This is a genomic window from Mycobacterium sp. AT1, assembly GCF_002043095.1.
Lineage (GTDB): Bacteria > Actinomycetota > Actinomycetes > Mycobacteriales > Mycobacteriaceae > Mycobacterium.
Window position 1 is genome coordinate 22,614 of record NZ_MVOC01000077.1, and the last position, 25,015, is coordinate 47,628.

23 protein-coding genes and 2 pseudogenes are annotated in these 25,015 nt (G+C 67.5%); 15 read left to right on the plus strand and 10 right to left on the minus strand.

Annotated features, from left to right (window positions below):
• The first annotated feature begins 126 nt into the window (after positions 1 to 126).
• Both pruA and B1790_RS30915 read left to right on the plus strand, forming a co-directional pair.
• Complete coding sequence (pruA, locus tag B1790_RS30910) at positions 127 to 1,767, plus strand: L-glutamate gamma-semialdehyde dehydrogenase (RefSeq protein WP_079927099.1); 1,641 nt, start codon at positions 127 to 129, stop codon at positions 1,765 to 1,767.
• A 3-nt stretch (positions 1,768 to 1,770) separates the two neighbouring features.
• Entirely contained in the window at positions 1,771 to 2,736 is a 966-nt protein-coding gene (locus B1790_RS30915) for a proline dehydrogenase family protein (RefSeq protein WP_079927100.1), read from the plus strand.
• A 2-nt stretch (positions 2,737 to 2,738) separates the two neighbouring features.
• Here the strand turns inward: B1790_RS30915 and B1790_RS30920 are convergent, their stop codons facing one another.
• Together B1790_RS30920 and B1790_RS30925 are read right to left on the minus strand one after the other, a co-directional pair.
• The gene (locus B1790_RS30920) at positions 2,739 to 3,023 is read right to left on the minus strand and encodes an endo alpha-1,4 polygalactosaminidase (protein WP_079927101.1); all 285 of its coding nucleotides are present in this window, start codon (positions 3,021 to 3,023) and stop codon (positions 2,739 to 2,741) included.
• 145 nt (positions 3,024 to 3,168) lie between these two features.
• A complete protein-coding gene (locus B1790_RS30925; protein ID WP_079927102.1) occupies positions 3,169 to 3,717 on the minus strand; it encodes an NUDIX hydrolase in 549 nt (182 codons plus the stop codon).
• Between the two features lie 36 nt (positions 3,718 to 3,753).
• Between B1790_RS30925 and B1790_RS30930 the strand changes: the two genes are divergently transcribed.
• The 3 genes from B1790_RS30930 (at position 3,754) to B1790_RS30940 (ending at position 6,820) form a co-directional block, all read left to right on the plus strand.
• The gene (locus B1790_RS30930; protein ID WP_079927103.1) at positions 3,754 to 5,160 is read left to right on the plus strand and encodes an acyl-CoA synthetase; all 1,407 of its coding nucleotides are present in this window, start codon (positions 3,754 to 3,756) and stop codon (positions 5,158 to 5,160) included.
• A gap of 2 nt (positions 5,161 to 5,162) precedes the next feature.
• Complete coding sequence (locus tag B1790_RS30935; RefSeq protein ID WP_079927104.1) at positions 5,163 to 5,507, plus strand: VOC family protein; 345 nt, start codon at positions 5,163 to 5,165, stop codon at positions 5,505 to 5,507.
• A 62-nt stretch (positions 5,508 to 5,569) separates the two neighbouring features.
• Complete coding sequence (locus B1790_RS30940) at positions 5,570 to 6,820, plus strand: glycoside hydrolase family 27 protein (RefSeq protein WP_079927105.1); 1,251 nt, start codon at positions 5,570 to 5,572, stop codon at positions 6,818 to 6,820.
• A gap of 3 nt (positions 6,821 to 6,823) precedes the next feature.
• On the opposite strand, the gene dapD is transcribed toward B1790_RS30940, so the two are convergent.
• Complete coding sequence (gene dapD, locus B1790_RS30945) at positions 6,824 to 7,774, minus strand: 2,3,4,5-tetrahydropyridine-2,6-dicarboxylate N-succinyltransferase (protein WP_079927106.1); 951 nt, start codon at positions 7,772 to 7,774, stop codon at positions 6,824 to 6,826.
• A 34-nt stretch (positions 7,775 to 7,808) separates the two neighbouring features.
• Here dapD and dapE point away from each other — a divergent pair, with 34 nt between their 5' ends.
• Both dapE and B1790_RS30955 read left to right on the plus strand, forming a co-directional pair.
• Positions 7,809 to 8,876, plus strand: coding sequence for a succinyl-diaminopimelate desuccinylase (gene dapE, locus B1790_RS30950; protein WP_142271592.1), 1,068 nt, complete (start codon positions 7,809 to 7,811; stop codon positions 8,874 to 8,876).
• Positions 8,877 to 8,987: 111 nt separating this feature from the next.
• On the plus strand, positions 8,988 to 10,595 hold the full coding sequence (locus B1790_RS30955; protein ID WP_079927108.1) for an ABC-F family ATP-binding cassette domain-containing protein: 1,608 nt from the start codon (positions 8,988 to 8,990) through the stop codon (positions 10,593 to 10,595).
• Here B1790_RS30955 and B1790_RS30960 read toward each other — a convergent pair.
• The 4 genes and pseudogenes from B1790_RS30960 to B1790_RS30975 all read right to left on the minus strand — a co-directional run.
• Positions 10,592 to 11,416 (minus strand): type VII secretion target, encoded by an 825-nt coding sequence (locus B1790_RS30960; protein ID WP_079927109.1) that lies wholly within the window; start codon positions 11,414 to 11,416, stop codon positions 10,592 to 10,594. The genes B1790_RS30955 and B1790_RS30960 overlap by 4 nt on opposite strands.
• Positions 11,417 to 11,499: 83 nt before the next feature.
• Entirely contained in the window at positions 11,500 to 12,129 is a 630-nt protein-coding gene (locus tag B1790_RS30965; protein WP_142271593.1) for a hypothetical protein, read from the minus strand.
• A 292-nt stretch (positions 12,130 to 12,421) separates the two neighbouring features.
• On the minus strand, positions 12,422 to 14,746 hold the full coding sequence (locus tag B1790_RS30970) for an EspA/EspE family type VII secretion system effector (protein ID WP_079927111.1): 2,325 nt from the start codon (positions 14,744 to 14,746) through the stop codon (positions 12,422 to 12,424).
• A 47-nt stretch (positions 14,747 to 14,793) separates the two neighbouring features.
• A pseudogene (locus tag B1790_RS30975) lies at positions 14,794 to 16,032 on the minus strand (AAA family ATPase); the annotation flags it as partial.
• A gap of 111 nt (positions 16,033 to 16,143) precedes the next feature.
• Here B1790_RS30975 and B1790_RS30980 point away from each other — a divergent pair.
• The 7 genes from B1790_RS30980 to B1790_RS31010 all read left to right on the plus strand — a co-directional run bounded on the left by B1790_RS30980 (position 16,144) and on the right by B1790_RS31010 (position 21,689).
• Positions 16,144 to 16,710 (plus strand): TIGR00730 family Rossman fold protein, encoded by a 567-nt coding sequence (locus tag B1790_RS30980; RefSeq protein ID WP_079927123.1) that lies wholly within the window; start codon positions 16,144 to 16,146, stop codon positions 16,708 to 16,710.
• A 30-nt stretch (positions 16,711 to 16,740) separates the two neighbouring features.
• A complete protein-coding gene (gene fadD6, locus B1790_RS30985; protein ID WP_079927113.1) occupies positions 16,741 to 18,552 on the plus strand; it encodes a long-chain-acyl-CoA synthetase FadD6 in 1,812 nt (603 codons plus the stop codon).
• A gap of 17 nt (positions 18,553 to 18,569) precedes the next feature.
• Positions 18,570 to 19,445: a dihydropteroate synthase gene (gene folP, locus B1790_RS30990; RefSeq protein ID WP_079927114.1), complete on the plus strand. Its 876-nt coding sequence runs from the start codon at positions 18,570 to 18,572 to the stop codon at positions 19,443 to 19,445.
• On the plus strand, positions 19,442 to 20,392 hold the full coding sequence (locus tag B1790_RS30995) for a glucosyl-3-phosphoglycerate synthase (protein ID WP_079927115.1): 951 nt from the start codon (positions 19,442 to 19,444) through the stop codon (positions 20,390 to 20,392). Before folP ends, B1790_RS30995 begins: the two co-directional genes overlap by 4 nt.
• Before the next feature lie 35 nt (positions 20,393 to 20,427).
• Positions 20,428 to 20,778 (plus strand): DivIVA domain-containing protein, encoded by a 351-nt coding sequence (locus tag B1790_RS31000; RefSeq protein ID WP_079927116.1) that lies wholly within the window; start codon positions 20,428 to 20,430, stop codon positions 20,776 to 20,778.
• On the plus strand, positions 20,775 to 21,365 hold the full coding sequence (locus B1790_RS31005; protein WP_079927117.1) for a DNA-3-methyladenine glycosylase I: 591 nt from the start codon (positions 20,775 to 20,777) through the stop codon (positions 21,363 to 21,365). The genes B1790_RS31000 and B1790_RS31005 overlap by 4 nt, the downstream gene beginning before the upstream one ends.
• 156 nt (positions 21,366 to 21,521) lie before the next feature.
• Positions 21,522 to 21,689: a DUF3117 domain-containing protein gene (locus B1790_RS31010; protein WP_069392118.1), complete on the plus strand. Its 168-nt coding sequence runs from the start codon at positions 21,522 to 21,524 to the stop codon at positions 21,687 to 21,689.
• 19 nt (positions 21,690 to 21,708) lie between these two features.
• Here B1790_RS31010 and glgA read toward each other — a convergent pair whose 3' ends face one another.
• Positions 21,709 to 22,878: a glycogen synthase gene (glgA, locus tag B1790_RS31015; RefSeq protein ID WP_142271595.1), complete on the minus strand. Its 1,170-nt coding sequence runs from the start codon at positions 22,876 to 22,878 to the stop codon at positions 21,709 to 21,711.
• Positions 22,879 to 23,022: 144 nt separating this feature from the next.
• On the opposite strand from glgA, the gene glgC reads away from it, so the two are divergent.
• A complete protein-coding gene (glgC, locus tag B1790_RS31020; RefSeq protein WP_079927118.1) occupies positions 23,023 to 24,237 on the plus strand; it encodes a glucose-1-phosphate adenylyltransferase in 1,215 nt (404 codons plus the stop codon).
• On the opposite strand, the gene B1790_RS34485 is transcribed toward glgC, so the two are convergent.
• A complete protein-coding gene (locus tag B1790_RS34485) occupies positions 24,234 to 24,443 on the minus strand; it encodes a hypothetical protein (protein ID WP_142271596.1) in 210 nt (69 codons plus the stop codon). The genes glgC and B1790_RS34485 overlap by 4 nt on opposite strands.
• A gap of 20 nt (positions 24,444 to 24,463) precedes the next feature.
• Positions 24,464 to 25,015 (minus strand): annotated as a pseudogene (locus tag B1790_RS34840) (HNH endonuclease); the annotation flags it as partial.

Here is a 25,015-nt window from a genome sequence, read left to right on the forward strand (position 1 = left end):
GCGCGAGCAGCAGCTGGCCCAGTCCCACGCCGGCAGGCTTCACGTTGGCCGATATTACTGGCGCCCGCGACAGACTTTGTCTGATCGGCCAAACGTCCACACCCCTCGATGAGAGACGCTGATCACATGAGCGCTTTCTCCGCCGTCACCGACGTACCCGTCCCCGCCAACGAACCGGTGCTCGAATACGCGCCGGGCAGCCCGGAGCGGGCGACGCTCCTGCGCGAGCTGAGCGATCTCAACTCCGCCGACCCCGTCGACCTGCCGCACGTGATCGGCGGAAAGCACACGATGGGGGCCGGCGAGCGCGTCGACGTCGTGCAGCCGCACCGTCACAGCGCCGTCCTCGGCACCCTGACCAACGGCGGGCACACCGAGGCGACCGCCGCCGTCGCCGCGGCGACGGACGCCAAACGGGCGTGGGAGGCGACGCCGTTCGACGAGCGTGCCGCGGTCTTCCTGCGCGCCGCGGACCTTCTCGCCGGACCGTGGCGGGCCAAGCTCGCCGCCGCCACCATGCTCGGCCAGTCCAAGAGCGCCTACCAAGCCGAGATCGACGCATCGTGCGAGCTCGCCGACTTCTGGCGGTTCAACGTCGCCTTCGCCAGGCAGCTCATGGCGCAGCAGCCGGTCAGTTCGCACGGCGTGTGGAACCGGACCGACTACCGCCCGCTCGAGGGTTTCGTCTACGCGATCACGCCCTTCAACTTCACCGCCATCGCCGGCAATCTGCCCACCGCCCCGGCCCTGATGGGCAACACCGTGGTGTGGAAACCGTCCGTCACGCAGACCTTTTCGGCCTACCTGACCATGCAGCTGCTTGAGTCGGCCGGTCTGCCGCCTGGGGTGATCAACCTCGTCACCGGTGACGGGATCGCCGTGTCCGAGGTGGTGCTCGCCGACCCCCGGCTTGCCGGCATCCACTTCACCGGGTCGACCGCGACGTTCCAGCACCTGTGGCGCGAGGTCGGCGCACGTGTCGAGCGTTACGACACCTATCCGCGGCTCGTCGGTGAGACCGGCGGCAAGGACTTCGTCGTCGCACACTCCTCGGCGCGCCCAGACGTGTTGCGTACCGCCTTGATTCGGGGTGCCTTCGACTACCAGGGGCAAAAGTGCTCGGCCGCCTCGCGTGCCTTCGTCCCGCGGTCGGTGTGGCAGCAGATGGGCGACGACTTCCTCGACGCCACCGGCAAGCTCACCTACGGCGACGTGTCGGACCTGTCCAACTACGGTGGCGCGCTGATCGACGAGCGCTCCTTCACCAAGAACGTGAACGCCATCGAGCGCGCGAAGGGTGCGGCCGGAGTGACGATCGCGGTCGGTGGTGAATACGACGACAGCGAAGGCTATTTCGTCCGTCCCACGGTGCTGCTGTCCGACGACCCGACCGACGAGGCGTTCTCACAGGAGTACTTCGGCCCGATCCTGGCGGTCCACGTGTACGACGACGACCGCTGGGACGACGTTCTGGGTGTCGTCGACTCCGGCTCCAAGTACGGTCTGACCGGCGCGGTGATCGCCGACGACCGCGCCGCGGTGCTCACCGCCCAAGAGCGACTTCGCCACGCGGCGGGCAACTTCTACGTCAACGACAAGCCCACCGGTGCCGTCGTGGGGCAGCAGCCGTTCGGCGGGTCGCGTGCCTCGGGCACCAACGACAAGGCCGGTTCGCCGCTGAATCTGCAGCGCTGGACGTCGGCGCGCTCGATCAAGGAGACGTTCGTGGCGCCGGTGACCCATGCCTACCCCCACATGGAGGGCTGACCGATGGGCGTCTTCCAGCAGTTCGCCCGGCCCGCGATCTTGGCCGCCGCCCGGTCGGACGGGCTCCGCCGCACCGCCGAACGGATGCCCGTGACCCGTCACGTCGTGCACCGCTTCGTCCCTGGTGAGACTGTCGAGCATGCGCTGACGTCGGTTGCGGAACTGCGTGAGTCGCGCCGCTTCGTCTCGATCGACTACCTCGGCGAGGACGTCACCGACGCCGATGCGGCCGACGCCACCGTCCGGGCCTACTCCGACCTGCTGGACGCCCTCGCTCAGCGCGACGAGGTCGCCGACGGGCCGCGGCCACTGGAGGTCTCGCTGAAGCTCTCGGCGCTCGGGCAGGCGCTGCCCCGCGACGGCGAGAAGATCGCGCTCGAGAACGCCCACCTCATCTGCACCAAGGCCCGCGACGCGGGCATCTGGGTGACGGTCGACGCCGAGGACCACACGACCACCGATTCGACGCTGTCGATCGTGCGCGACCTCCGCGGCGACTTCCCCTGGTTGGCAACGGTTTTGCAGGCCTATCTGAAGCGCACCGAAGGTGACTGCGAGGAGTTCGCGGCCAGCCCGGGGGCCAGGATCCGCCTATGCAAGGGCGCGTACGACGAGCCCGCCTCGGTGGCCTACCGCGACGCCGACGCGGTCACCGATTCCTATCTTCGATGCCTGCGCGTGCTGATGGCGGGGGACGGCTATCCGATGGTGGCGTCGCACGACCCGGTGATCGTCGACGCGGTGCCTGCCATGGCGCGCGAATTCTCCAGGGGCGTAGACGACTTCGAGTACCAGATGCTCTACGGCATTCGCGACGGCGAGCAGCGCCGGCTTGCCGAGGAGGGCAACCACGTTCGCGTGTACGTCCCGTTCGGCACGCAGTGGTACGGCTACTTCGTCCGTCGCCTCGCCGAGCGGCCAGCCAACCTGACGTTCTTCCTACGTGCGCTCGCCGAGCGGCGGCGCTGACCTCAGCACTGCTCGTACGGCATGGGCAGGTCGTCGGTGTACTCGATCTGCAAGACGTGCTCCCCGTACACCTTTCGGTACCGATCACATTCGTGGTACGTCGCGCATTCCTCGGTGACGGCGAAGTCGAAACCGACGTCGTGGCGCCCCATTTCGGTCCACTCGGCGGCGTTCTTCTGACCGATCGCCAACCCGCGGCCGTGGGCGATGCCTGCGAGGGAACGCGCCAGCTCGATCGCGCCGGCCCGGTCGACGTCGGGGAACCGGGTGAACGCGTCGACGATCAGCGCGCGCTGCGGTGCGGTCGACGGGTTGAGTCTGAAAGCCGTTCACGTAGCGGACGGTGTAGGCCCCCGGCGGTGTCGGCGGTGCCGCCCAGCTGATAGTCGAAGGACCCCGAGACGGGTGGCAGGCGCACCTGGGCAGTGCCGCTCACCGGCGGTCGGCGAGCCGCAGCAGCGTCCACGCCGCGATCGTCTGCGCGTCGGTGATGGTGCCGTCGACGATCATCTCGTCGATCCGGTCGCCGGTGAACCACTCGCTGTGCATGTCCTGCTCTTCCAGCTCGCGTTCGTGCTCGCCCTCGGTGATCCCGGTCGCGAGGAACACCCAGCCCCGCTGGCTGCTCATCCCGGGCGCGACGTCGAGCTGGCCGAGCACCACCATCGACTCGGCGCGCAGCCCGGTTTCCTCCCGCAGCTCGTCGGCGGCGAGGTCGGCCGGTGGCGGCTGTTCGCCCTCCAACGTTCCCGGCGCGGTGCCCTGCGGGAACTCCCACCGGCGCAACCCGATGGGGTAGCGGAACTGTTCGACGAGCCGGTATCTGTGGTCGTCTCGGGCGATCACCAGGGCGTACGTCGGCTTGTCGATGACGCCGTAGATGCCGAGGGTGCCGTCGGGCCTGCGAATGTCGTCCTCGCGAACGATCATCCAGGCATTGCGATATACCTCACGCGAGCTGACGCGTTCAACGGGATCCACCCGACCAGTATCGCCGCCCACGGTAGCGTCACGGGTGTGCTGTTGGCCTCCCTCAATCCGTCGGCTGTGGCCGCGGGACACGATCTCGCCGATGCCGTCCGCATCGGCGGGGTGAGCCTGAGCCGCAGCGACCTCGTCGGCGCGGCGACCTCGGTCGCCGAACGCGTCGGAGGAGCGCGCAGGATCGCCGTGCTCGCCACGCCCACCGCCACCACGGTGCTCGCGATCGCCGGATGCCTGATCGCAGGTGTCCCCGTCGTGCCGGTGCCCGCCGACGTCGGCGAGGCCGAACGCAGGCACATCCTCAGCGACTCGGGTGCGCAAGCGTGGCTGGGGGAGCTGCCCGAGCAGACCGAGGGGCTTCCGCACGTCCCGGTCCGCCTGCACGCGCGGTCGTGGCATCGCTACGCGGAGCCGTCGCCGGACGCCATCGCGATGGTGATGTACACCTCCGGCACCACCGGTCCGCCGAAGGGAGTGCTGATCAGCCGGCGGGCGATCGCGACCGACGTCGACGCGCTCGCCACGGCGTGGGCCTGGACGCCCGACGACACCCTGGTTCACGGTCTGCCGCTGTTCCACGTGCACGGGCTGATCCTCGGCCTGCTGGGATCGTTGCGCATCGGAAATCGGTTGGTGCACACCGGGAAGCCGTCGCCAGCCGCGTACGCGGAGGCGGCCGGGTCGCTGTACTTCGGCGTCCCGACGGTGTGGTCGAGGATCGCCGGCGACCTCGACGCGGCGCTGGCCCTTTCCTCGGCCAGGCTGCTGGTGTCGGGGAGTGCGCCGCTGCCCGTGCCCGTCTTCGACCGGCTGGTCCAGCTGACCGGACACGCGCCCGTCGAACGCTATGGAAGTACCGAATCGCTCATCACGTTGAGCACCATCGCCGACGGCGAACGACGGCCGGGCTGGGTGGGCCTTCCGCTGGCTGGCGTGCAGACCCGGCTGACGGGCGAGGACGGTGCAGCGGTGCCGCACGACGGGGAATCCATTGGGCGCCTTGAGGTTCGAGGACCCATGCTGTTCGACGGCTACCTGAACCTTCCCGAGGCGACCGCTGCGGCGCTCGGCCAGGATGGCTGGTACCGCACGGGCGACGTCGCCGTGGTCGACTCCGGCGGCATGCACCGCATCGTCGGGCGCGAGTCGGTGGACCTGATCAAGTCGGGCGGCTATCGCGTGGGTGCGGGCGAGATCGAGACGGCACTGCTGGGCCACGAGGGAGTCGTCGAGGTGGCTGTGGTCGGGGTGCCCGACGACGACCTCGGTCAGCGGATCGTCGCATTCGTGGTGGGGTCGGCCGAGCCCGAGGTGTTGATCGAGTTCGTCGCCGGGCAACTCTCGGCGCACAAGCGCCCGCGCGAAGTGCGGATCGTCGACGCCCTGCCTCGCAACGCGATGGGCAAGGTCATGAAGAAGGAACTGACGCAAGGGGATTGATCATGGGCCTGAGATTGTCGGAGGTGTGCGTCGACGCAACCGACGTCGACGCACTCGCGCGATGGTGGTCCGAGGTGCTCGGGTGGCCCGCTGAAACCGTCGAGGACGGCGACGTCCTCCTGCGTTCGGCCACCGGCCCGGACTGGTTGTTCCTCGAGGTGCCCGACCGCAAGGTGGTGAAGAACCGCATCCACTTCGACCTGACCCCCGACGACCAGGCGGTCGAGGTTGACCGGTTGCTCGCTCTCGGCGCACGCCGCGTCGACGTCGGCCAGGGCGACCAATCATGGGTGGTGCTGGCCGATCCCGAGGGCAACGAGTTCTGCGTGCTGTCGGGCAAGAGCTGACGCGCGGCGAGTCCACAGCTTCTTCGAAACCGATCCACAGATCGCGATGTCAGGATGGCCGCGTGCGTCGACTGTGGGGCTTGGTGGTCTGCGTCGCCGTGCTGGCCGCGTGCGCGTCACCTGCTCCCGAGCCACGACCGTCCGAAACCCCTCCCATGGGGTGGAATTCGTGGAACTCCGGAATCCCGTTGACCGAGCGGGCCGTCGAGGAGACCGTCGACGCCATGGTGTCCTCGGGCATGCGCGACGCCGGCTACCGCTACGTCAACCTCGACGCGGGCTGGGCCGCGCCCACCCGTGACGCGAACGGTGACCTTCACGCCGACCCCGACAGGTTTCCCAACGGCATCGCGCCGGTGGCCGCCTACGCGCACGACCGCGGCATGCTCCTCGGGATCTATCACAGCCCGTTCAACCAAGGGTGCGGTCAGGATCCGCGGATAGGCGGCGCCGGACACGAAGAGGCCGATGCGCGGACCTTCGCCGCTTGGGGCGTCGACTACCTGAAGTACGACTGGTGCCGGACGGACGCCGGCCACAGTGAACAGGTGAAGTACTTCGCCGCGATGCGAGATGCGTTGCGGGCCAGCGGTCGTCACATTCGTTACAGCATCAACCCCAACAGTTCGGGCGACACCGACGCGGGAACCGAGTACGACTGGTCCCACATCGCCGACGTGAGCCGCGACGCCATGGATCTGGTGCCCGCATGGGGCGACAAGGAGTTGTGGGCAGCAGGCCTCGCCGGAGTCAGCCAGGCGTTCGCGGCCGCCGGTCCCAGCGCCCCGCACGACGGGCCAAGGCACGTCAACGATCCGGACATGTTGGTGGTCGGCATCGGCTGGTCGCAGTTCGTCCGCGGGCACCCCACGATGGCACTGGGGCCGCAACGGCCCGACCTGACCGATGTCGAACAGCGCGCGCACTTCTCGCTGTGGGCGATGCTGGCCGCGCCATTGCTGGCTGGCAACGACGTCCGCACGATGGACGATGACACCCGAGAGATCCTGACCAATCGTGACGTCATCGCGGTCGACCAGGATCCGTTGGTACTTCAGGGACTTCCGCTACTGGCGGATCCGAGGATCATCGTCAAGCCCCTGGCCGACGGTTCGGTGGCGGTGGCGCTGTTCAACTCCGACGCCGTCCCCGTCGAGATTCACACCGACGCCCATGCCGTCGGCCTGTCGGGCAGCCAGTGCTTCACCGTCCGTGATCTGTGGCAGCACTCCGAGGCGACGACGAAGGGCGACGTGGCCGAAACCGTTCCGGCGCACGGCGTCGCGATGTTGCGGGTGTCGCGCTGCCGGTAGGCGTCAGTTCTTGTGCAGGGCGTCGTTGAGGGTGATGCCGGTGCCGTCGCGCGAGACCACTTCGACCGCTCCGGACAGCGAATTGCGCCGGAACAGAAGGTTGTTGGCGCCGGACAGTTCCTTGGCCTTCACGGTCTGACCGTCCGAGGTGGTCACCTTGGTGCCGCCCGTGACGTAGAGGCCCGCCTCGACGACGCAGTCGTCGCCGAGTGAGATGCCGAGTCCGGAGTTGGCGCCAAGGAGGCATCGCTTGCCCACCGAGATGACTTCCTTGCCGCCGCCGGACAGCGTGCCCATGATCGACGCACCGCCGCCGACGTCGGAGCCGTCGCCGACCACGACGCCCGCGGAGATTCGGCCCTCGACCATCGACGTGCCGAGCGTGCCGGCGTTGAAGTTCACGAAGCCCTCGTGCATGACCGTCGTCCCTGGCGCCAGGTGGGCACCGAGGCGCACCCGGTCCGCGTCCGCGATCCGGACGCCGGTCGGCAACACGTAGTCGACCATCCTGGGGAACTTGTCGACGCCGTACACGGTCACCGGTCCACGCCTGCGCAGCCGCGCGCGCGTCAATTCGAACCCCTCGACCGCGCACGGGCCGTAGTTCGTCCACACCACGTTGGCGAGCAACCCGAAGACACCGTCCATGTTGGCGCCGTGGGGCGCGATCAGGCGGTGCGACAGCAGGTGCAGTCGCAGGTAGGCGTCGAACGCGTCGACCGGCTTGTCGTCGAGCGAGGCGATGGTGGTACGCACGATGACCGTCTCGACGTCGCGTTCGTCGTCGCGCCCGGTCAGCGCGCCGAGCTCCTCGGTCACCTCCGCCACCGACAGCCGGTTGGTCCCCGTCGTCGCGTCGCCGTCCTCGCCGATCTCCGGCTCGGGGAACCACGTGTCGAGAATCGTCCCCTCGGCTGAAATGGTCGCCACGCCTACACCTGATGCTGAAGTCACGGTCCCAAAGGCTACTGGACTAACCTCGACGACTGTGGGCCTGGACTTGCGCGCCGATCCGATTGAGCTGACCGCTGCCCTGGTGGACATCCCCAGCGAGTCGCGGCACGAGCAGCGCATCGCCGACGAGGTCGAGGCCGCGCTACGTGCGCAGGCACCCGGCTATGAGGTGATCCGCAACGGCGACGCCGTGCTGGCCAGGACCAACCTCGGACGACCGTCACGCGTGCTGCTCGCCGGCCACCTCGACACCGTCCCGGCGGCCGACAACGTGCCCAGCCGCCGCGTCGGCGACGAACTGTTCGGCTGCGGCACGTCGGACATGAAGGCCGGCGACGCGGTCTTCCTGCACCTCGCCGCCACCGTCGCCGAGCCGACGCACGACATCACGTTGGTGATGTACGACTGCGAGGAGATCGAGTCGAGCGCCAACGGCCTCGGCCGCATCGAGCACGAGTTGCCCGACTGGCTGCGAGCTGACGTCGCGATTCTCGGCGAGCCGTCCGGCGGCTTCATCGAGGCCGGTTGTCAGGGGACCGTCCGCCACGTCGTCAGGGCGACGGGCACCAGGGCGCACTCCGCTCGATCGTGGTTGGGTGACAACGCCATTCACAAGCTCGGTGCCGTCCTCGACAGGCTGTCGTCGTACGAGGCGCGCAATGTGGAGATCGACGGGTGCACGTACCGCGAGGGGCTGTCCGCGGTCCGGATCGACGGCGGCATCGCCGGCAACGTCATCCCCGACGCGGCGTCGGTCACGGTGAACTTCCGCTTTGCGCCCGACCGCAGCGTCGAGCAGGCCGACGCACACGTCCGTGAGGTGCTCGACGGACTCGACGTCGAGCTCGAACGTACCGATGGGGCACCCGGGGCGCTTCCCGGTCTGACGAAGCCGGCCGCCGCCGCGCTGGTGCGGGCGGCCGGGGGACAGGTACGGGCCAAGTTCGGATGGACCGACGTCGCCCGCTTCGCCGCGCTCGGCATTCCGGCGGTCAACTACGGTCCCGGCGATCCGAACATGGCCCATCGGGTCGACGAGCGCGTTGACGTCACGCAGATCACCGCGGTCACCGCGATGCTGCGCCAATATTTGCTTGACTGACGCCGCTAGCATGGAACACATGCTGGGTGACGACCTCTCCGGATAGTTCGGAGCCACTTCTCCGTCGTCGTCGCGTGCCCCATGTCTGGGCACCAGCAAGAAAGCTCTTTCATGTCTTCCATCGTTTCGTCACATCTGTCCTTCGGCTGGGCCGACGACACTCCGCTGTTCGTCGACCTGTCCTTCACCGTTCCGGGTGGCCGCACCGGTCTGGTCGCACCCAACGGCGCAGGCAAGAGCACGCTGCTCAAACTCGTTGCGGGAGAACTCAGTCCGACGGGAGGCGGCCTCGTCGTCGACGGCGCGGTCGGATACCTGCCGCAGACGCTGCCGTTCGAGGCCGACCGCACCGTCGCCGACGTCCTCGGCGTCGCAGCCGTCATCGCAGCGCTGGACGCCTTGGCGGCCGGTGACGCCTCCGACGCGGTGTTCACCGCAATCGGTGACGATTGGGACGTCGAGGAGCGACTGCGGGCCCAGCTCGACCGTCTGGGTCTGGCGCAGCTGGCGATGGATCGCGCCCTCGGTGCCCTCAGCGGCGGGGAGGTGGTGTCGGTCGGTCTGGCGGCGCAGCTGCTGAGGCGCCCTGACGTCCTGCTCCTCGACGAACCGACCAACAATCTGGACGCCAAGGCGCGCAGGCGGCTGTACTCCGCGCTCGACGACTTCGGTGGGACGCTGTTGGTCGTCAGCCACGATCGGGTGCTGCTCGACCGGATGGATCGCATCGCGGAGTTGCGAGGCGGCGAAATTTGCTTCTACGGAGGAACTTTCACCGACTACGAGGCTGCTCTCGACGCGGCTCAGCAATCCGCGGAGTCCGACGTCCGCAATGCCGAGCAGCTGTTGAAGCGCGAGAAGCGTCAGATGCAGCAGGCCCGCGAGCGCGCGGCGAAGCGTTCGAGCACCGCCGCCCGCAACGTGAAGGACGCCGGCTTGCCGAAGATCGTGGCGGGCAAGCTCAAACGCGACGCCCAGGAGTCGGCGGCCAAGTCCGACGACGTCCACGCCAAGCGCCTCGACGACGCGAGAAGTCGGCTGGATCACGCCGACCGTGCCGTCCGCGACGACGACGTCATCGTGCTGGACCTACCCGATACCGACGTTCCCGCAGGCCGCACGGTGCTCGCTGCACGTGGTCTTCAGATTCGCGTCGGGGGCCGTGACCTGTTCGCCGACAAGGGAATCGACCTGGACGTTCGCGGGCCCGAACGCATCGCGTTGACCGGGGGCAACGGCGCGGGAAAGTCGACGCTTCTGAGACTGGTCAGCGGAGACCTGCTGCCGGAGCGGGGCGAGGTGCACCGCGCGGACGGGCGGATCGCCTATCTGTCGCAGCGGCTCGACCTGCTGGACCCAGCTCGCAGCGTCGCCGAGAGCTTGGCCGCGTTTGCTCCCAGCCTGACGCACACCCGACGCATGCATCTGTTGGCGCAGTTCCTCTTTCGCGGCGATCTCGTCGACCTACCCGTGGCGGCGCTGTCGGGCGGGGAGCGGCTGAGAGCGACGCTGGTCTGCGTGCTCAACGCCGAACCCGCACCGCAGTTGCTGCTCCTCGACGAGCCGACGAACAACCTCGACCTGGTCAGCGTTGGCCAGTTGGAGTTGGCGCTGAACGCGTATCGAGGCGCCTTCGTGGTGGTCAGTCACGACGAGAGCTTTCTCGCGGCGATCGGCGTCCAGCGCAGATTGCACCTCGCCGACGGGGTGCTCTCCTAGAGCGGGAACTGCTGCGGCCGGGTCTGCGCGGGCTGCGGACGCTCGGGTACTGGCGGTGCCACGGGGGCGGGTCCACCATCGGTACCACGGCCAGGCTGCGCGCCCTCGGTCCGGGCCGGAGGTCGCTGCTGCGCGCGTTCTTCTTCGGCGCGCTTGGCGGCGTCCTCATCCTCCTTGCGCTTGCGCTCCTCGGAGTCATCGGCCTTGTCCGCGTTGGCTTTCTCCTCGGCGGCCTTGGCCAGTGTCTCGGCGTCGGACCCCTTGCCCGCCGAGCCGGCCATGCCCTGGATGCCCTGCATGATCTGCTGGGGGAGTTGAGTGAGGCCCTGCGCGAGGCCCTGCATCGACTGGGCCATGCCCTGGGCGAGTTGGCCGACTTGCTGCCCGACCTGGCTGGCCATCTGACCCGCCATCTCGGCGCCGCCGCCACCGGCCGCGCCTGCGCCTGCCCCACCAGCACCCGCGGCGCCTGCTGGGCCCGTGCCACCGCCGGGGCCGGAGCCCTCCAGCGTCTCGGCCGCGGCCTTGAGCTTGGCCGCGCCTTCCTGGTCGCCCTGGGCGTAGAGCTTCTCGGCCTTGCCGAGCAGTTCGGCGATGGTGTCGCTGGAGCCCTTCGTGGCTTGCAGTGTGTTGCCGCGACTTTGGGTCACGCCGTCGAGGGCGTTGTTCACCGAGAACGCGATGTTGCCGAAGGACTTGGCCACGTCGGCCGCTTGCGGCCCGCCCGCCCCGGTCAGCTGTGCCAGCCCGGCGGCGACCTGCGAGTGGATCTCAGCCAGCGGTGTCAGGCCGGCGCTGTCGAGGGTGAACTTGCCGCCCATGGTGGTCCTCTCTTCGTGCGCGTCAACCGATTCTATTGCCGGCCGCGCCTCAGCCGTCGCGGCAATTGACGGCTGCGCTCACGTCACTTCGACTCGGCGGGCCAGCCCGGAATCGCGTCACCGTGCGGTGGGGGTGCTGCGTGAAATCCCGTGGACATGGCTGTGCGTGCGGCAGCGTCATCCGGCATGGCGGCAGCGCACTGCTGACGTACCTCGGGAGTGTCGATTTGCTCAGTGTTGCCACCGACTGGGCCCCAAACGCCGGAACTGTTGCCCGTGATGAACCATGGACCGAAGACGTCGTCTACTGGCGCTGGCTGGGGCCCAATCTGCGGCAGTGCCGGCACGGGCGGCGCCGTGTTCGCCTGTGGACCCGTGTCGGTCAGTTCGACGCGCCAAATCTCGATACCGCCGCCGTCTCCGTGCAACGGTTGTCCGGTGGTCGGGTTGGTTATCGTCGAGAAGTACTTTGTCCGATCGTCGTCCGCAGTTCGGTAGACGGAATAGAGACCAAGGCACACGGTGGCGCGGTAGCCGCTTTCTTGGCGAGTGAGATCGAGTACGTAGGTTGGTTGATAACCGTAGATTTGTCTCGGTACGTACTTAACACCGTTCGCCTCATTGTCAGCGCGAGTCTTGGGACGCACGTACCACAGCTGAAGGAGGCTGCCCGGATCGTCTGAGGGGCCAGTGCTTTCGGCCGTAGCGCGCATGAATCCGGGGTAGACGGCCGATTGGTCACCTCCCGCGAAAGCGGTGAGTCGATACGACTCTACGTAGGCGCGGAGCGCAACGGCAGGCCCATTCGCGAGGTCTACCCCCGGTGCCCCGGCCCATTGAAAACGAAACTCATTGGCCTCGGGGGGCCAGTTCGGAAACTGCCGTGGCGGAATCGATGAACTCGTTTGGTTAGGAGGCTGGGACGATGGCGAATGACCTCCGCATGCAGTCGCGAGCATCGCGACGACTACCAATGTGATCAGCCTCGTCGCTCGGCCGCTTCGCCTACTTGAGTACATCGCGGTATGCCTGGTCGTACCCGGCCAGCGGATTGTTGATCACGGGATCCAAGCGGTTGAAGTAGTCACTCAAGTGTCTCAGGTAAGCCTCGCGCGCCTGGTCGTACTCGTTGTAGGCCGGAATTTCGATTTGACCGTCGCCGTCCGAGTCGTAGGGCCGCATTTGCGCGATGTCCCCAGGATCGCCAATGCCGTGCGCGATGAAGGTTGAAGCCAAGGCGGATTTCATGCCCAGAGACCCCTCGATGGGGGTGTGGCCCGGATCGACGTCTCCGGGGCGTGGCCCCAAGATGGCGTCCTTCATGAGGGTCGACTGGAGTTCGAGTGCGGGTCCCGCGTGTGGAATCGCCCCAGCGAGACCAACTGCCGCATCGTAATTCGTTGACAACCGGTCCCACGCCGCCTTCCTGGCCTCGGACGCATCGGATGTTACGTCGGAAGCGGCGATGAAGGCTCCTTCAGCCGTGATTCCCTTCAATCGACCGGCGGCCTCCAGCGCGCCCGAGTCGGATGAATGCCCGCCGCTGTCGATGACGGAGTTGGCGTACTCGTTGATGTAGCCGCCCTGCACCGACGCCGAACGCGTGTCCAGAATCTTCGCCGCGTCGGGATCGGTACCCAACACGCCCATGACATTGGTGGCGTGTGGAAAGGAACGATCTGTGTCGGGGTTGTCGATCGAATGCCAGCCCGACGATCCGTCAATGTTTCGCCCCGCCATTTCATCGACGTACGGGCTCATGGCATGCGCGAGGCTTTGCGTCAGTTCGGGATTCATCTTGCCAATCGACATATTTGGTTCCGACCCAGTGCTGATGTTCATCAGAGAGTCCTTGTTTGCGGGGTCGCCCAAGTAGTCGGCCAAGGCGCTGGCAGTCTCGCCGGCCCGTTGGTTCACCATCGGATCTGACGACAACGCGTCGCGGTTGATCCAGTCGGTGAGAGTGCGGGCAGATTCACCGTTGTCCTGCCATTCGTGGGTCAGCACGTCGTGGGTGAATTCCTTGTCCGTGGTGAACATGTCGTGATTGACGACGGTGTCGCGACCCGCGGTGTCGAAAACGCGCTCGACGACTTCGTCGCCCCAGTGTTCTTGGGATCTTCCGTCTGGACTCTCTTGTGCGCTTAGCCACTCCTTGGCGTTCGACATCATTTCGCGGTCGAGTTGAGAGCCCTGCTGGAATCGTGGGTCGCCGTCGCCGACGATGTTGGCCAGGTTCTTCAGATTCTCGGCGGCTTCGTGGCGGGCGCCGCCCTCGAAGTCGGTTTGCGTGCCGGGATATCCCGCGCTCGGATCGGGCGGACCCATGAAATCTCCGCGCTGATTGAGCGTCGCCTGAACCCCATCCGGGAGGGCACCCGTGTCACCCGGCAGCACGCCGTCGTTTGGCAATGGTCCACCAGGTTCGGACGACACGATCTGGGGGCCGTCTCCGTCATGACGCGGATAAGTGACATCGGGGTCGCTCATGACCTGCATGGCATTGGACAGGATGTCTTTGTTGGGCCCCAGTCGGTCGCGGGCTGCATTCAAGTCGTCCATGGACATCGGCTTCATCTGCGCTTGCATCTGGCCGATGAGTTCCGCCTGAACCGGGTCAAGTGGATGCTGCGCACTGTTTGGACCTAGTTGTTCGCCTTTAATGCCATTGAGTAATTCGTCGACCTTGGCCGCCGCTACTGGGTCGCCTTCGGCGACTGCCTTGTGAACCAACTCTTCCATCTGTTCGGGAGTCGGCTTGTCGTCTTTTACCTCTTCGTCCTTGCCCTTGTCGTCGCCGAGAACGCCGTCGCCGACGCCTTCCTTCGGAGCGAACTTCTGATTCCCCAGCGCGTCGTACTCCCCACCGAGCCCGCGGATCTTGCCGCCGATGGTGGCGAGGTCCGCGTTGGACTTGGTGACGACCTCGCGGAGCTGCCCCAACCCCTTGTTCACGATCTGCATGACCATCTGGTCGTGGTTCTTGCCAGGGGGCACCGCAGCCGCGCCGTCGACGACCCACTTGCGGATCGTGTCCAGGTTCTGGCGTCCGGCCGCCACCACTTCGGAGGACGCCGTGACGTGGCTGCTCAATTGCTTGTCGAGGGCCGCCAGCTGAGCGAACACCTTGCCGTGGTCGGCGTTGGCGGTCTGATAGGCCGAGGCACCGGCGCCGGTCCACCGCGACCCGGGTGCGGCCGACTCCACGTTCGACTGCATCGTCGTCAGGGGGCCGCTCTTGTCGAACTGCTCACCCGTGGCTGGAACCCCCTGGCCGAAGGTCTCGCGCGCGTTGGACCACGTCGAGATGAACCCGTCCAGAACACCCACCGACAGCCCCCTTGATCGCTCGACCGCCCAATTCTAAGTCCGCTCGACTACCCGTCACCGCGGCAACTCTGGGCCTGCCGCAAGGCATCTACGGCAACCCCTCGCATGCCGATTGCCTCGAAACCGGCCGCGGCCTCCTGCAGCGCGCCGGCGTCTCCCGCCGTCAACGCCCGCGCATACGCCAGTGCCAGCCGGCCTACGACGCAACCCACGTTCACGCGCTCGATGGCGTCGCCGGCGCGCAGATCACCGAGGCGTACCGCGTCGACGAGCGCCCGAAGGGCGACCGCGGACTGACCTCCGCGCTCGGCAGCGCGGGCCGCCTCGCGTGCCGCGTTGACCGCTCCCGGCGCGTCTCGACGGGCCGCCGCCGTCCACGCCCGCGCCACCGACAGCTCAGGGGCGAACAGCATCGATTTGAGTCCATGGCGAGCCTCGGCCTTCGCCAGGACGCGGCCCGCGTCGGCGGTCCGCCCGAGCTGACCGAGCGCCTGGGCCAACAACATCCACGCCAGCGGCCCCCAGGAGTACCCCGTCGGGGCCAGCGCGGCGGCCGCGGTCTCGAGCATCGGCACCGCGTCGGCCGCGTCGCCGCGTGCGATCAACACGTCGGCGACGAGGAGCAGACCGATCGCGTGGCTTGGGTGCGACGGTGGCGACGCGTCGACCAGCTCCTGCGCCAGGCGATGAGCGCGGTCGAGTTCACCCGACATCACCAGCGCCGTGGTCTGGCCGAACGCGCTGGTGAATCGGAGCAGGCCAGGATGTCCCGCGGCGATCGCGCGTTCGGCGAGCGCGTCGACGTCGACGAAGTTGCCCATCCTCGCGTTGCAGAGCGCCGCCGCGGACGCGGCCCAGCCGACGGCCTGCTGGTCGGCCGTCGGTGAGCTCAGGACGTCGCGCGAAAGCTGAATCGCACGTTCCGGGCTGCCGGCGTTCATCGTGAACGTGCCAAGCAGTGCGTCCAGCGTCGCTCCTGCACCCGCCGAGGTGACGCTGCCGCGTACCGACTGTAGGAACGCGGTCGCCCGCTCCGGCTGATTCAGCATCCAAAACTGGTTGGCCGCGCGTGGCAGCGCCCACGCCATCAAATCGGTTTCGTCCAAGGCGGATTCGTCGACCTCGGACAGCACCGCGTCGGCGTCGCGTCCCCTGCCCTGCCACGCCAGCGCCTGAGCAAGGGTCAGTCGAGCCGCGAGCGACCCGTCGTCGCGCAGCGCCGCGCGCCCCAACTCCTCGGCGGCGGCGAGGTCGCCCCGCGCCAATGCCTCGGCGGCAGGGGTCGTCCCATCTGGTCCGTCGGACACCGCCGCAGTGTATGGCGGTCACACCCGCCTCCATCGGTGAAATCGGCGACCAGGGTCGCCCGCGGTACCTTGCTCGGCGTGCCCGCAGAAATTTCAGAAGCCCCAGAACCACGAGGCCCCTGGGCGGTCTGTGTCTATTGCGCGTCCGGCCCCACACACAAGGAGTTGCTGAAGCTGGCCTCCGACGTGGGGGAGGCGATCGCCGACCGCGACTGGACGCTGGTGTCCGGCGGCGGAAACGTCTCGGCCATGGGCGCGGTGGCGGGTGCCGCCCGGGCGCACAACGGTCGCACCGTCGGAGTGATCCCCAAGGCGCTGGTCCACCGCGAACTCGCCGACGTCGAGGCCGAGGAACTGATCGTCACCGACACCATGCGCCAGCGCAAACAGGTCATGGAGGACAGGGCCGACGCGTTCCTGGTGCTGCCCGGTGGCATCGGCACGCTCGAGGAGTTCTTCGAGGCCTGGACCGCGGGCTATCTCGGCATGCACGACAAGCCGCTGGTCATGCTCGACCCGTTCGGCCACTACGACGGGCTCCTCGCGTGGCTGCGCGGACTGGTCGGCACCGGATACGTCGGCACGGGCGCACTCGATCGATTGATAGTCGCCACCGATGTGGCGGAGGCGCTCGACGCATGCGCACCACCTGTGTGACGGTTGCCACGACGCGGTTATGGTTGCGTCGTGAGCGACGAGAAATCCGGTACCCGCAGTAACGTCGGCCTCCTGGACATCGCCCCGCGGCTGCCTGGACTACTGAAGGACGTGCCGGTCATCGCGCGCGGCGTCGTCACCGGCTTCCTGGCGCGGCCGACGGCGAAGACCTCCATTGGCAAGGTGTTTCAGGAGCGGGCGGCCCGCTACGGCGACAAGACCTTCATCAAGTTCGAGGACCAGCGGCTGACCTACCGCGAGTCCAACGAGACCGTCAACCGCTACGCGGCGGTACTGGCCTCGCGTGGCGTCGGACCCGGCGACGTCGTCGGCGTCATGTTGCGCAACTCGCCGAACTCGGTGCTGTTGATGCTCGCGGTCGTCAAGTGCGGTGCCGTCGCCGGGATGCTCAACTACCACCAGCGCGGCAAGGTGCTCGCTCACAGCATCGGTTTGCTCAACGCCAAGGTCGTCGTCGCGGAGAACGACTTCATCGACCCGATCAGCGAGAGCGAGGCCGACACCGACGGGCTGATGACGCTCGACGAGCTGATCCAGCTTGCCGTCTCCGCACCGGCCACCAACCCGGCCACCACCAGCGCCGTCCTGGCCAAGGACAAGGCGTTCTACATCTTCACCTCGGGCACCACCGGGATGCCGAAGGCCAGCGTCATGACCCACTACCGCTGGCTGCGCGCGCTGGCCGGGTTCGGCGGGCTGGGCATGCGGCTGACGACTGACGACACCCTGTACTGCTGCCTACCGCTGTACCACAACAACGCGCTGACGGTGGCGCTGTCCTCGGTGCTCAACTCGGGATCGACACTGGCACTTGGCAAGTCGTTCTCGGCGTCGAAGTTCTGGGACGAAGTCATCCGCCATGACGCGACGGCCTTCGTCTACATCGGCGAGGTCTGCGCCTACCTGCTCAACCAGTCGCCCAAGCCCACCGACCGCAAGCACCGCGTCCGCGTCATCGCGGGCAACGGGCTGCGCCCGGCCATCTGGGACGAGTTCACCAAGCGGTTCGGCATCGCGCGGGTCTGTGAGTTCTACGCCGCCAGCGAGGGAAACACCGCCTTCCTCAACGTGTTCAACGTCGACAAGACCACCGGCATCTGCCCGTCGCCGATCGCCTTCGTCGAATACGACGAGGAGACCGGCGGACCGCTGCGCGACGAGGACGGTCGCGTCCGCAAGGTCAAGACCGGGCAACCCGGGTTGCTGCTGTCGAAGGTGAGCAACTTCCAGCCGTTCGACGGCTATACCGACCGCGAGGCCACCGAGAAGAAGCTGGTCCGTGACGCCTTCAAGGATGGCGACGTGTGGTTCAACACCGGCGACCTGATGCGGTCGCAGGGGTTCGGGCACGCCGCGTTCACGGACCGCCTCGGCGACACGTTCCGCTGGAAGGGTGAGAACGTCGCAACCACCGAGGTCGAGGCCGCGGTGTCGACCGACGCGCAGGTCGAGGAGTGCACGGTGTTCGGCGTCGAGGTGGAGGGCGCTGGCGGCAAGGCGGGCATGGTCGCCATCCAGCTCAAGGAGGGCCAGGAGTTCGACGGCAAGGCGCTGGCCAAGTCCGCCTACGAGCACCTCCCAGGCTATGCGGTGCCGTTGTTCGTCAGGATCACCGAGTCGCTCGCCCACACCTCGACGTTCAAGAGCCAGAAGGTCGACCTCCGCAAGGAGGGCTACGGCGGCAACTCCGGCGAGGGTGACGAGGATTCGGGGAAGGTCGAGGACCCGATCTACGTGCTCGCCGGTCGTGAAGAGGGTTACGTGGAGTTCTACGACGAGTACCCGTCGGAGGTCGTGGACGGCAAGCGCCCCAAGAACTGAGCCGTAGCCTGGGAGGCATGCAGGCGACGTTTCTGGGCCGTCCCGTGGCGGGTGATCGCGCCATGATCATGGCGATCGTCAACCGGACCCCCGATTCGTTCTACGACCGCGGGGCCAACTTCACCGACGAGGCCGCCAAGGAGGCCGTGCATCGGGTGGTTGAGGAGGGTGCCGACGTCGTCGACGTGGGCGGCGTGAAGGCCGGCCCCGGGGACGTGGTCGACGCCGACGAGGAGATCGCTCGCGTCGTGCCGTTCATCGAGTGGCTCCGCGGCGCCTACCCTGACCAGCTGATCAGCGTCGACACCTGGCGGGCGGCCGTCGCAAAGCAGGCGTGTGCGGCCGGGGCCGACATCATCAACGACACCTGGGGTGGGTCCGATCCCGGACTCGTCGACGTCGCCGCCGAGTTCGGCGCCGGGTTGGTGTGCTCACACACCGGCGGGGCCGTCCCTCGGACGCGACCGTTCCGCGTCAACTACGGATTGTCCGAACGCGGCGTCGTGGACGACGTCATCGCCGAGGTCACCTCGGCGGCCGAACGCGCCGTCGCCGCGGGCGTAGCCAGGGACGCGGTTCTCGTCGATCCGACGCACGATTTCGGTAAGAACACTCACCATGGTCTTAGTTTGTTGCGCCATGTAAAAGACCTTGTAAACACTGGATGGCCTGTCCTGATGGCCCTGAGTAACAAGGATTTCGTCGGGGAGACTCTGGGAGTGGGCTTGACCGAACGCCTCGAGGGAACTCTGGCCGCGACCGCGCTCGCCGCGCAGGCGGGGGCAGCCATGTTCCGAGTCCACGAGGTGGGGTCCACTCGACGCGTCCTGGAAATGGTCGCGTCGATCCAGGGCGTGCGTCCACCGACGCGGACCGTAAGGGGACTGGCATGAGCTTGACACCTGAACTCGACGCCGTTGAGGCCATCGCGGGACATCGTTGGCTGACCGATCACACGTGGCGCAGGCCGCAGTGGACCGTCGCCGAGCTCGAAGCGGCCAAGGCCGGCCGGACCATCTCGGTGGTGCTGCCCGCGTTGAACGAGGAGGAGACCGTCGCCTCGGTGGTCGACACCATCACGCCACTGCTCGGCGGACTGGTCGACGAGATCGTGGTCCTCGATTCCGGCTCGACCGACGACACCGAGATCCGTGCGGTCGCCGCCGGAGCCAGGGTGGTCAGTCGCGAGGCCGCGCTGCCGGAAGTCGCTCCGCAGCCCGGCAAGGGGGAGGTGTTGTGGCGATCGCTCGCTGCGACCACCGGTGACCTCGTCGTCTTCGTCGACTCTGACCTCATCGACCCGGATCCGATGTTCGTGCCGAAGCTGCTCGGCCCGCTGCTGACCACCGACGGCGTACATCTGGTCAAGGGCTTCTACCGTCGACCGCTCAAGGTCAGCGGCAGCGAGGACGCCAACGGCGGTGGCCGGGTCACCGAGCTGGTCGCGCGGCCGCTGCTGGCCGCGCTGCGCCCAGAGCTGACCTGCTTGCTCCAACCCCTGGGTGGCGAGTACGCGGGTACTCGCGAACTGCTGACGGCGCTGCCGTTCGCGCCGGCGTACGGCGTCGAGATCGGGCTGCTGATCGACACCTACGACCGTCTCGGTTTGGATGCCATCGCCCAGGTGAACCTCGGCGTGCGCACCCACCGCAACCGGCCGCTGACCGAGCTGGCCGCGATGAGCCGTCAGGTGATTGCCACGCTGCTGTCCCGCTGCGGGGTGCCGGACTCCGGCGTCGGCCTCACCCAGTTCTTCGCCGACGGCGAGGACTACACCGCCCGCACCTCCACGGTGTCCCTGGCTGACCGGCCACCGATGGCGACGCTGCGCCCTCGCTGATGCCTCTGTCATAGCGGTCAGGCAGTATCGACGTCGTGACGTTGATACTGCTGTATCTGGTGGTACTGATCCTGGTCGCCGTCGTGCTGTTCGGCGTCGGCAGCGTGCTGTTTGGGCGCGGGGAGCGGTTGCCCCCGCTGCCGCGCGCCACCACGGCAACCATGCTGCCGGCGTCGGAGATCACCGGTGCCGACGTCGAGGCCCTGAAGTTCACCCAGACGTTGCGCGGCTACAAGGCCGCCGAGGTGGATTGGGCGCTGGACCGGCTCGGCCAGGAAGTCGACCAACTACGCGGCCAGGTGGCCGCCCTCCGCGCTGCCTACGGAGTCGACGACTTCGTGCCGGATTCCGACACCGCCGCCGAGTCCGAGACGCACGTGCCATGAGCGACGGTCGAACTCGTTGCAGCTGGGCGGATTTCAGCGGTGAGCGCTGGGCAACCGACGACTCTGTGCTGTACCGCAACTACCACGACACCGAATGGGGCCAGCCCCTGCGCGGTGATCGTGAACTGTTCGAGCGGATGACGCTTGAGGCGTTCCAGAGCGGTCTGTCGTGGCTCATCATCCTGCGCAAGCGGGACAACTTCCGGCGGGCCTTCCAGCGCTTCGACGCCGACGAGATCGCCCGCTTCGGCGACGGGGACGTCGAGCGGTTGATGGCCGACGCCGGGATCGTGCGCAACCGCGCCAAGATCGAGGCGACCATCGCCAATGCGCGGGCGATCGCGGATCTCGACGTCGGTCTGAGCGAACTGCTGTGGTCGTTCGCTCCCGAGCCGCGACCGCGCCCCGGCGCCATGTCCGAGGTGCCCGCCGTCACTCCCGAGTCCACCGCGATGGCCAAGGAACTGAAGCGTCGCGGCTTCAAATTCGTCGGCCCGACGACGGCATATGCGCTGATGCAGGCGACCGGAATGGTCGACGACCACCTGGCGTCGTGTTGGGTTCCAGCCATCTCGGCGACCGCCTAAGTCGGGTCCTAAGTCGGGTCTTTGCACATCGACTGGCCGGTATAGGGAACAATGGTTGAAAGATCAGTTCAGTGCCGAGTGCTGTCGCCGAGTGGGCAGTCTTGGCCCCGACCCGTTTCGCGGACGCGGAACGGACCATTCGGAAGGGAGCACTCGATGGCGGCGATGAAGCCCCGGACCGGCGACGGTCCTCTGGAAGCAACCAAGGAGGGGCGGGGCATCGTGATGCGAGTACCACTGGAGGGTGGTGGACGTCTCGTCGTCGAATTGACTCCGGATGAAGCCGCAGCACTCGGCGACGAACTGAAGAACGTCACCGCGTAGCTGCCGCACCGGTGTTCGGCTAGCTGGACACCATCCGGTAGATCTCGAGGGTCTGCTCGGCGATGCGCTCCCACGAGAACTCGTCGATACACCTCTGACGGCCGGTGCGGCCGTACTGGGCCGCCCGGTCGGGATCCAAGACCAACGCGTTGACGGCGTCGGCAAGTCGGGTCTCGAAGCCCTCCTCGTCGGCGGGGTCGTAGTGCACCAACAGGCCCGTCTCGCCCTCGACGACGACCTCGGGAATGCCTCCGACGTCGGAGGCGACGACGGCCGTCGAACACGCCATCGCCTCGAGGTTGACGATGCCCAGTGGTTCGTAGACCGACGGGCACACGAAGACCGTTGCCGCGGACAATATTTCGCGGATCTGGTCGGTCGGCAACATTTCCTGCACCCAGAAGACGCCGTCGCGTGAGGCGGCCAGCTTCTCCACCGCGCCCCCCACCTCTGCGGCGATCTCGGGGGTGTCCGGCGCACCGGCACACAGCACCAGTTGAACCTCTGGCGCGAAAGCGTGCGCGGCGGCGACCAGGTGGGCAACGCCCTTCTGCCGCGTGATGCGACCGACGAACGCCACGATGGGCCGGGTCGGGTCGACGCCGATGCGGGCGAGCGTGCCCGTCGCTGCGTCCGTGTCGGGGTACCACTTCTCGGTGTCGATGCCGTTGCGCACGACGTGAACACGGTTGGGGTCCAAGGCGGGGTAGGTGGCCAGCACGTCCTCGCGCATGCCCGAACTGACCGCGATGACCGCGTCGGCCGCCTCGACCGCCGTGCGCTCCACCCACGACGACACCCGGTACCCGCCGCCGAGTTGTTCTGCCTTCCAGGGCCGCATCGGTTCCAGGGAGTGCGCCGTCAGGACGTGTGGGATGCCGTACAGCATCGCCGCGAGATGGCCGGCGAGCCCGGCGTACCACGTGTGCGAATGCGCGACGGTCGCGCCGGCCGCGGCGTTGACCATCACCAGGTCGGCCGACAGCGTCGTCAGGGCCGGATTCGCACCGCTGAGGGCGGGGTCCGCCGCCGCAACGTGGACGTCCGGCTCACCCGGTCGCGGTGCGCCCATGCAGTGCACGTCCACGTCGCACATCTTCTTGAGTTGGGCAACCAGCTCGGTGACGTGTACTCCCGCGCCGCCGTAGACCTCCGGTGGGTACTCCCGTGTCATCATCGCCACTCGCATGTGCACGACGGTAGTTCACCGCCGCGGCGCAGTGCGCGAGTCGGACCCAATTGTCTTGACTGACAATCCGACACACTTTGGCCAATCGTGTCCGAATAGCGTGAATGGCTAGCCGCGACCCCTAAGGGCCGATAGGTTTGACGCATGAGGGAACTGCCAACCGTTTTGGGTATCGTCTTGGCAGGCGGCGAAGGCAAGCGGCTATACCCGCTGACCGCGGATCGGGCCAAGCCCGCGGTTCCCTTCGGCGGCGCCTATCGGCTCATCGACTTCGTCCTGTCGAATCTGGTCAACGCTCGCTACTTGAAGATCTGCGTACTGACGCAATACAAGTCGCATTCGCTGGACCGTCACATTTCGCAGAACTGGCGATTATCGGGGCTTGCCGGCGAGTACATCACTCCCGTGCCGGCGCAGCAGCGGCTCGGTCCGCGGTGGTACACGGGTTCGGGCGACGCGATCCTGCAGTCGCTCAACTTGATCTACGACGAGGACCCCGATTACGTCGTCGTGTTCGGTGCCGATCACATCTATCGGATGGACCCCGAGCAGATGTTGCAGTTCCACATCGAGAGTGGAGCTGGCGCGACGGTCGCAGGAATTCGGGTGCCGCGCGCGGAGGCGACGGCGTTCGGCTGCATCGACGCCGACGAATCCGGACTGATCCGCGCGTTCGTCGAGAAGCCGGCCGACCCGCCGGGGACGCCTGACGATCCCGAGCAGACGTTCGCGTCGATGGGCAACTACATCTTCACCACCAAGGTGCTCGTCGACGCGATCCGGGCCGACGCCGACGACGACGATTCCGACCACGACATGGGTGGCGACATCATCCCGCGGTTGGTGGCCGATGGTCAGGCCGCCGTCTACGACTTCAACGACAACGAGGTGCCCGGTTCGACGGAGCGCGATCACGGCTACTGGCGTGACGTCGGGACGCTGGACGCCTTCTACGACGCGCACATGGACTTGGTGTCGGTCCACCCGATCTTCAATCTGTACAACCGGCGGTGGCCGATCCGGGGCGAACCGGAGAACCTGGCGCCGGCGAAGTTCGTCAACGGCGGCTCGGCGCAGGAGTCGGTCGTCGGGGCGGGCAGCATCGTGTCGGCCGCGTCGGTGCGCAATTCGGTGTTGTCGTCCAACGTGGTGATCAACGACGGCGCCATCGTCGAGGGCAGCGTGATCATGCCCGGCGTACGCATCGGACGGGGTGCCGTGGTGCGCCACGCGATCCTCGACAAGAACGTCGTGGTCGGACCGGGTGAGCACGTCGGGGTGGATCTGGAGCGCGATCGCGAACGGTTCGCGATCAGTGCCGGTGGCGTCGTGGCCGTCGGCAAGGGCATCTGGATCTAGAGCTGGCGGCGTCCCGGTCGTTCGTGCCGGGGCACCTTCGGCGTGTTGGTGACCGTTCTACCCTTACCGGCGACGGTCGACAGCGCGCGACGGCAGCGAGGGCAGATTGGCTTGCCCGCGATGTCGACCGTCCACGGCTTGCCGCTGCCCATGCACGTCTTGTCGCTTGGGCCTGTCCCGCGTCCGGCCGAATCCTTGTCCTTCACCCGATCAGTATGAGGCGTCCTCAGGCGGCGTTGTGCCAGGCGAGTTCGTCGGCGAAGGCGACTTCGACGATGCTGCGGCGATGGCCGGGCCGCCCGGGTAGCGGTGGTGCGGTGGAGTGGTGGCGGGCGCCGGTGGGGGTGACGACGTCGCAGGTGTGGGTGCCGTCGCGGTCGCGGTGGTTGCTTACCTTCCAGCCTGGCGCCTGTTTGTCGTAGTTGCACCCCGCGCAGGTGCCCCTTCCGTTGACGGCGGTGGTGGGTCCGCCGGTCGCGTGGTCGACGGCGTGGTCGGTGTGGCGGATCGGGGCGTCGCAGTACGGGGTGCGGCAGGTGTCGTCGCGCACGGTGATGAACCGGGTCAGACCTTTTGGGAAGGCCCGGGCCCGCGATTCCATCGCGATCAGGGCGCCGGAGTCGGGGTGGCGGTACAACCGGCGCAGCGTCGCCGTGGATTGTTCGTCACCGGCGGCGTCGGCGACCAGCCGGCACGCCACCGTGGCGGGGATGGGTCCGTAGCCGGGGACGCGGGCCGCGGCCTGGTCTCCGCCGAGCAGGGTGTCGTCGGTGATGAC

Bases quoted from the DNA above. Each gene is read 5' to 3' on its own strand.
- pruA (WP_079927099.1), top strand. From the start codon at position 127: ATGAGCGCTTTCTCCGCCGTCACCGACGTACCCGTCCCCGCCAACGAA.
- B1790_RS30915 (WP_079927100.1), top strand. From the start codon at position 1,771: ATGGGCGTCTTCCAGCAGTTCGCCCGGCCCGCGATCTTGGCCGCCGCC.
- B1790_RS30935 (WP_079927104.1), top strand. From the start codon at position 5,163: ATGGGCCTGAGATTGTCGGAGGTGTGCGTCGACGCAACCGACGTCGAC.
- B1790_RS30955 (WP_079927108.1), top strand. From the start codon at position 8,988: ATGTCTTCCATCGTTTCGTCACATCTGTCCTTCGGCTGGGCCGACGAC.
- B1790_RS30960 (WP_079927109.1), bottom strand. From the start codon at position 11,416: ATGGGCGGCAAGTTCACCCTCGACAGCGCCGGCCTGACACCGCTGGCT.
- B1790_RS30965 (WP_142271593.1), bottom strand. From the start codon at position 12,129: ATGCGCGCTACGGCCGAAAGCACTGGCCCCTCAGACGATCCGGGCAGC.
- folP (WP_079927114.1), top strand. From the start codon at position 18,570: ATGCAGGCGACGTTTCTGGGCCGTCCCGTGGCGGGTGATCGCGCCATG.
- B1790_RS30995 (WP_079927115.1), top strand. From the start codon at position 19,442: ATGAGCTTGACACCTGAACTCGACGCCGTTGAGGCCATCGCGGGACAT.
- B1790_RS31005 (WP_079927117.1), top strand. From the start codon at position 20,775: ATGAGCGACGGTCGAACTCGTTGCAGCTGGGCGGATTTCAGCGGTGAG.
- B1790_RS31010 (WP_069392118.1), top strand. From the start codon at position 21,522: ATGGCGGCGATGAAGCCCCGGACCGGCGACGGTCCTCTGGAAGCAACC.
- glgA (WP_142271595.1), bottom strand. From the start codon at position 22,878: ATGCGAGTGGCGATGATGACACGGGAGTACCCACCGGAGGTCTACGGC.
- glgC (WP_079927118.1), top strand. From the start codon at position 23,023: ATGAGGGAACTGCCAACCGTTTTGGGTATCGTCTTGGCAGGCGGCGAA.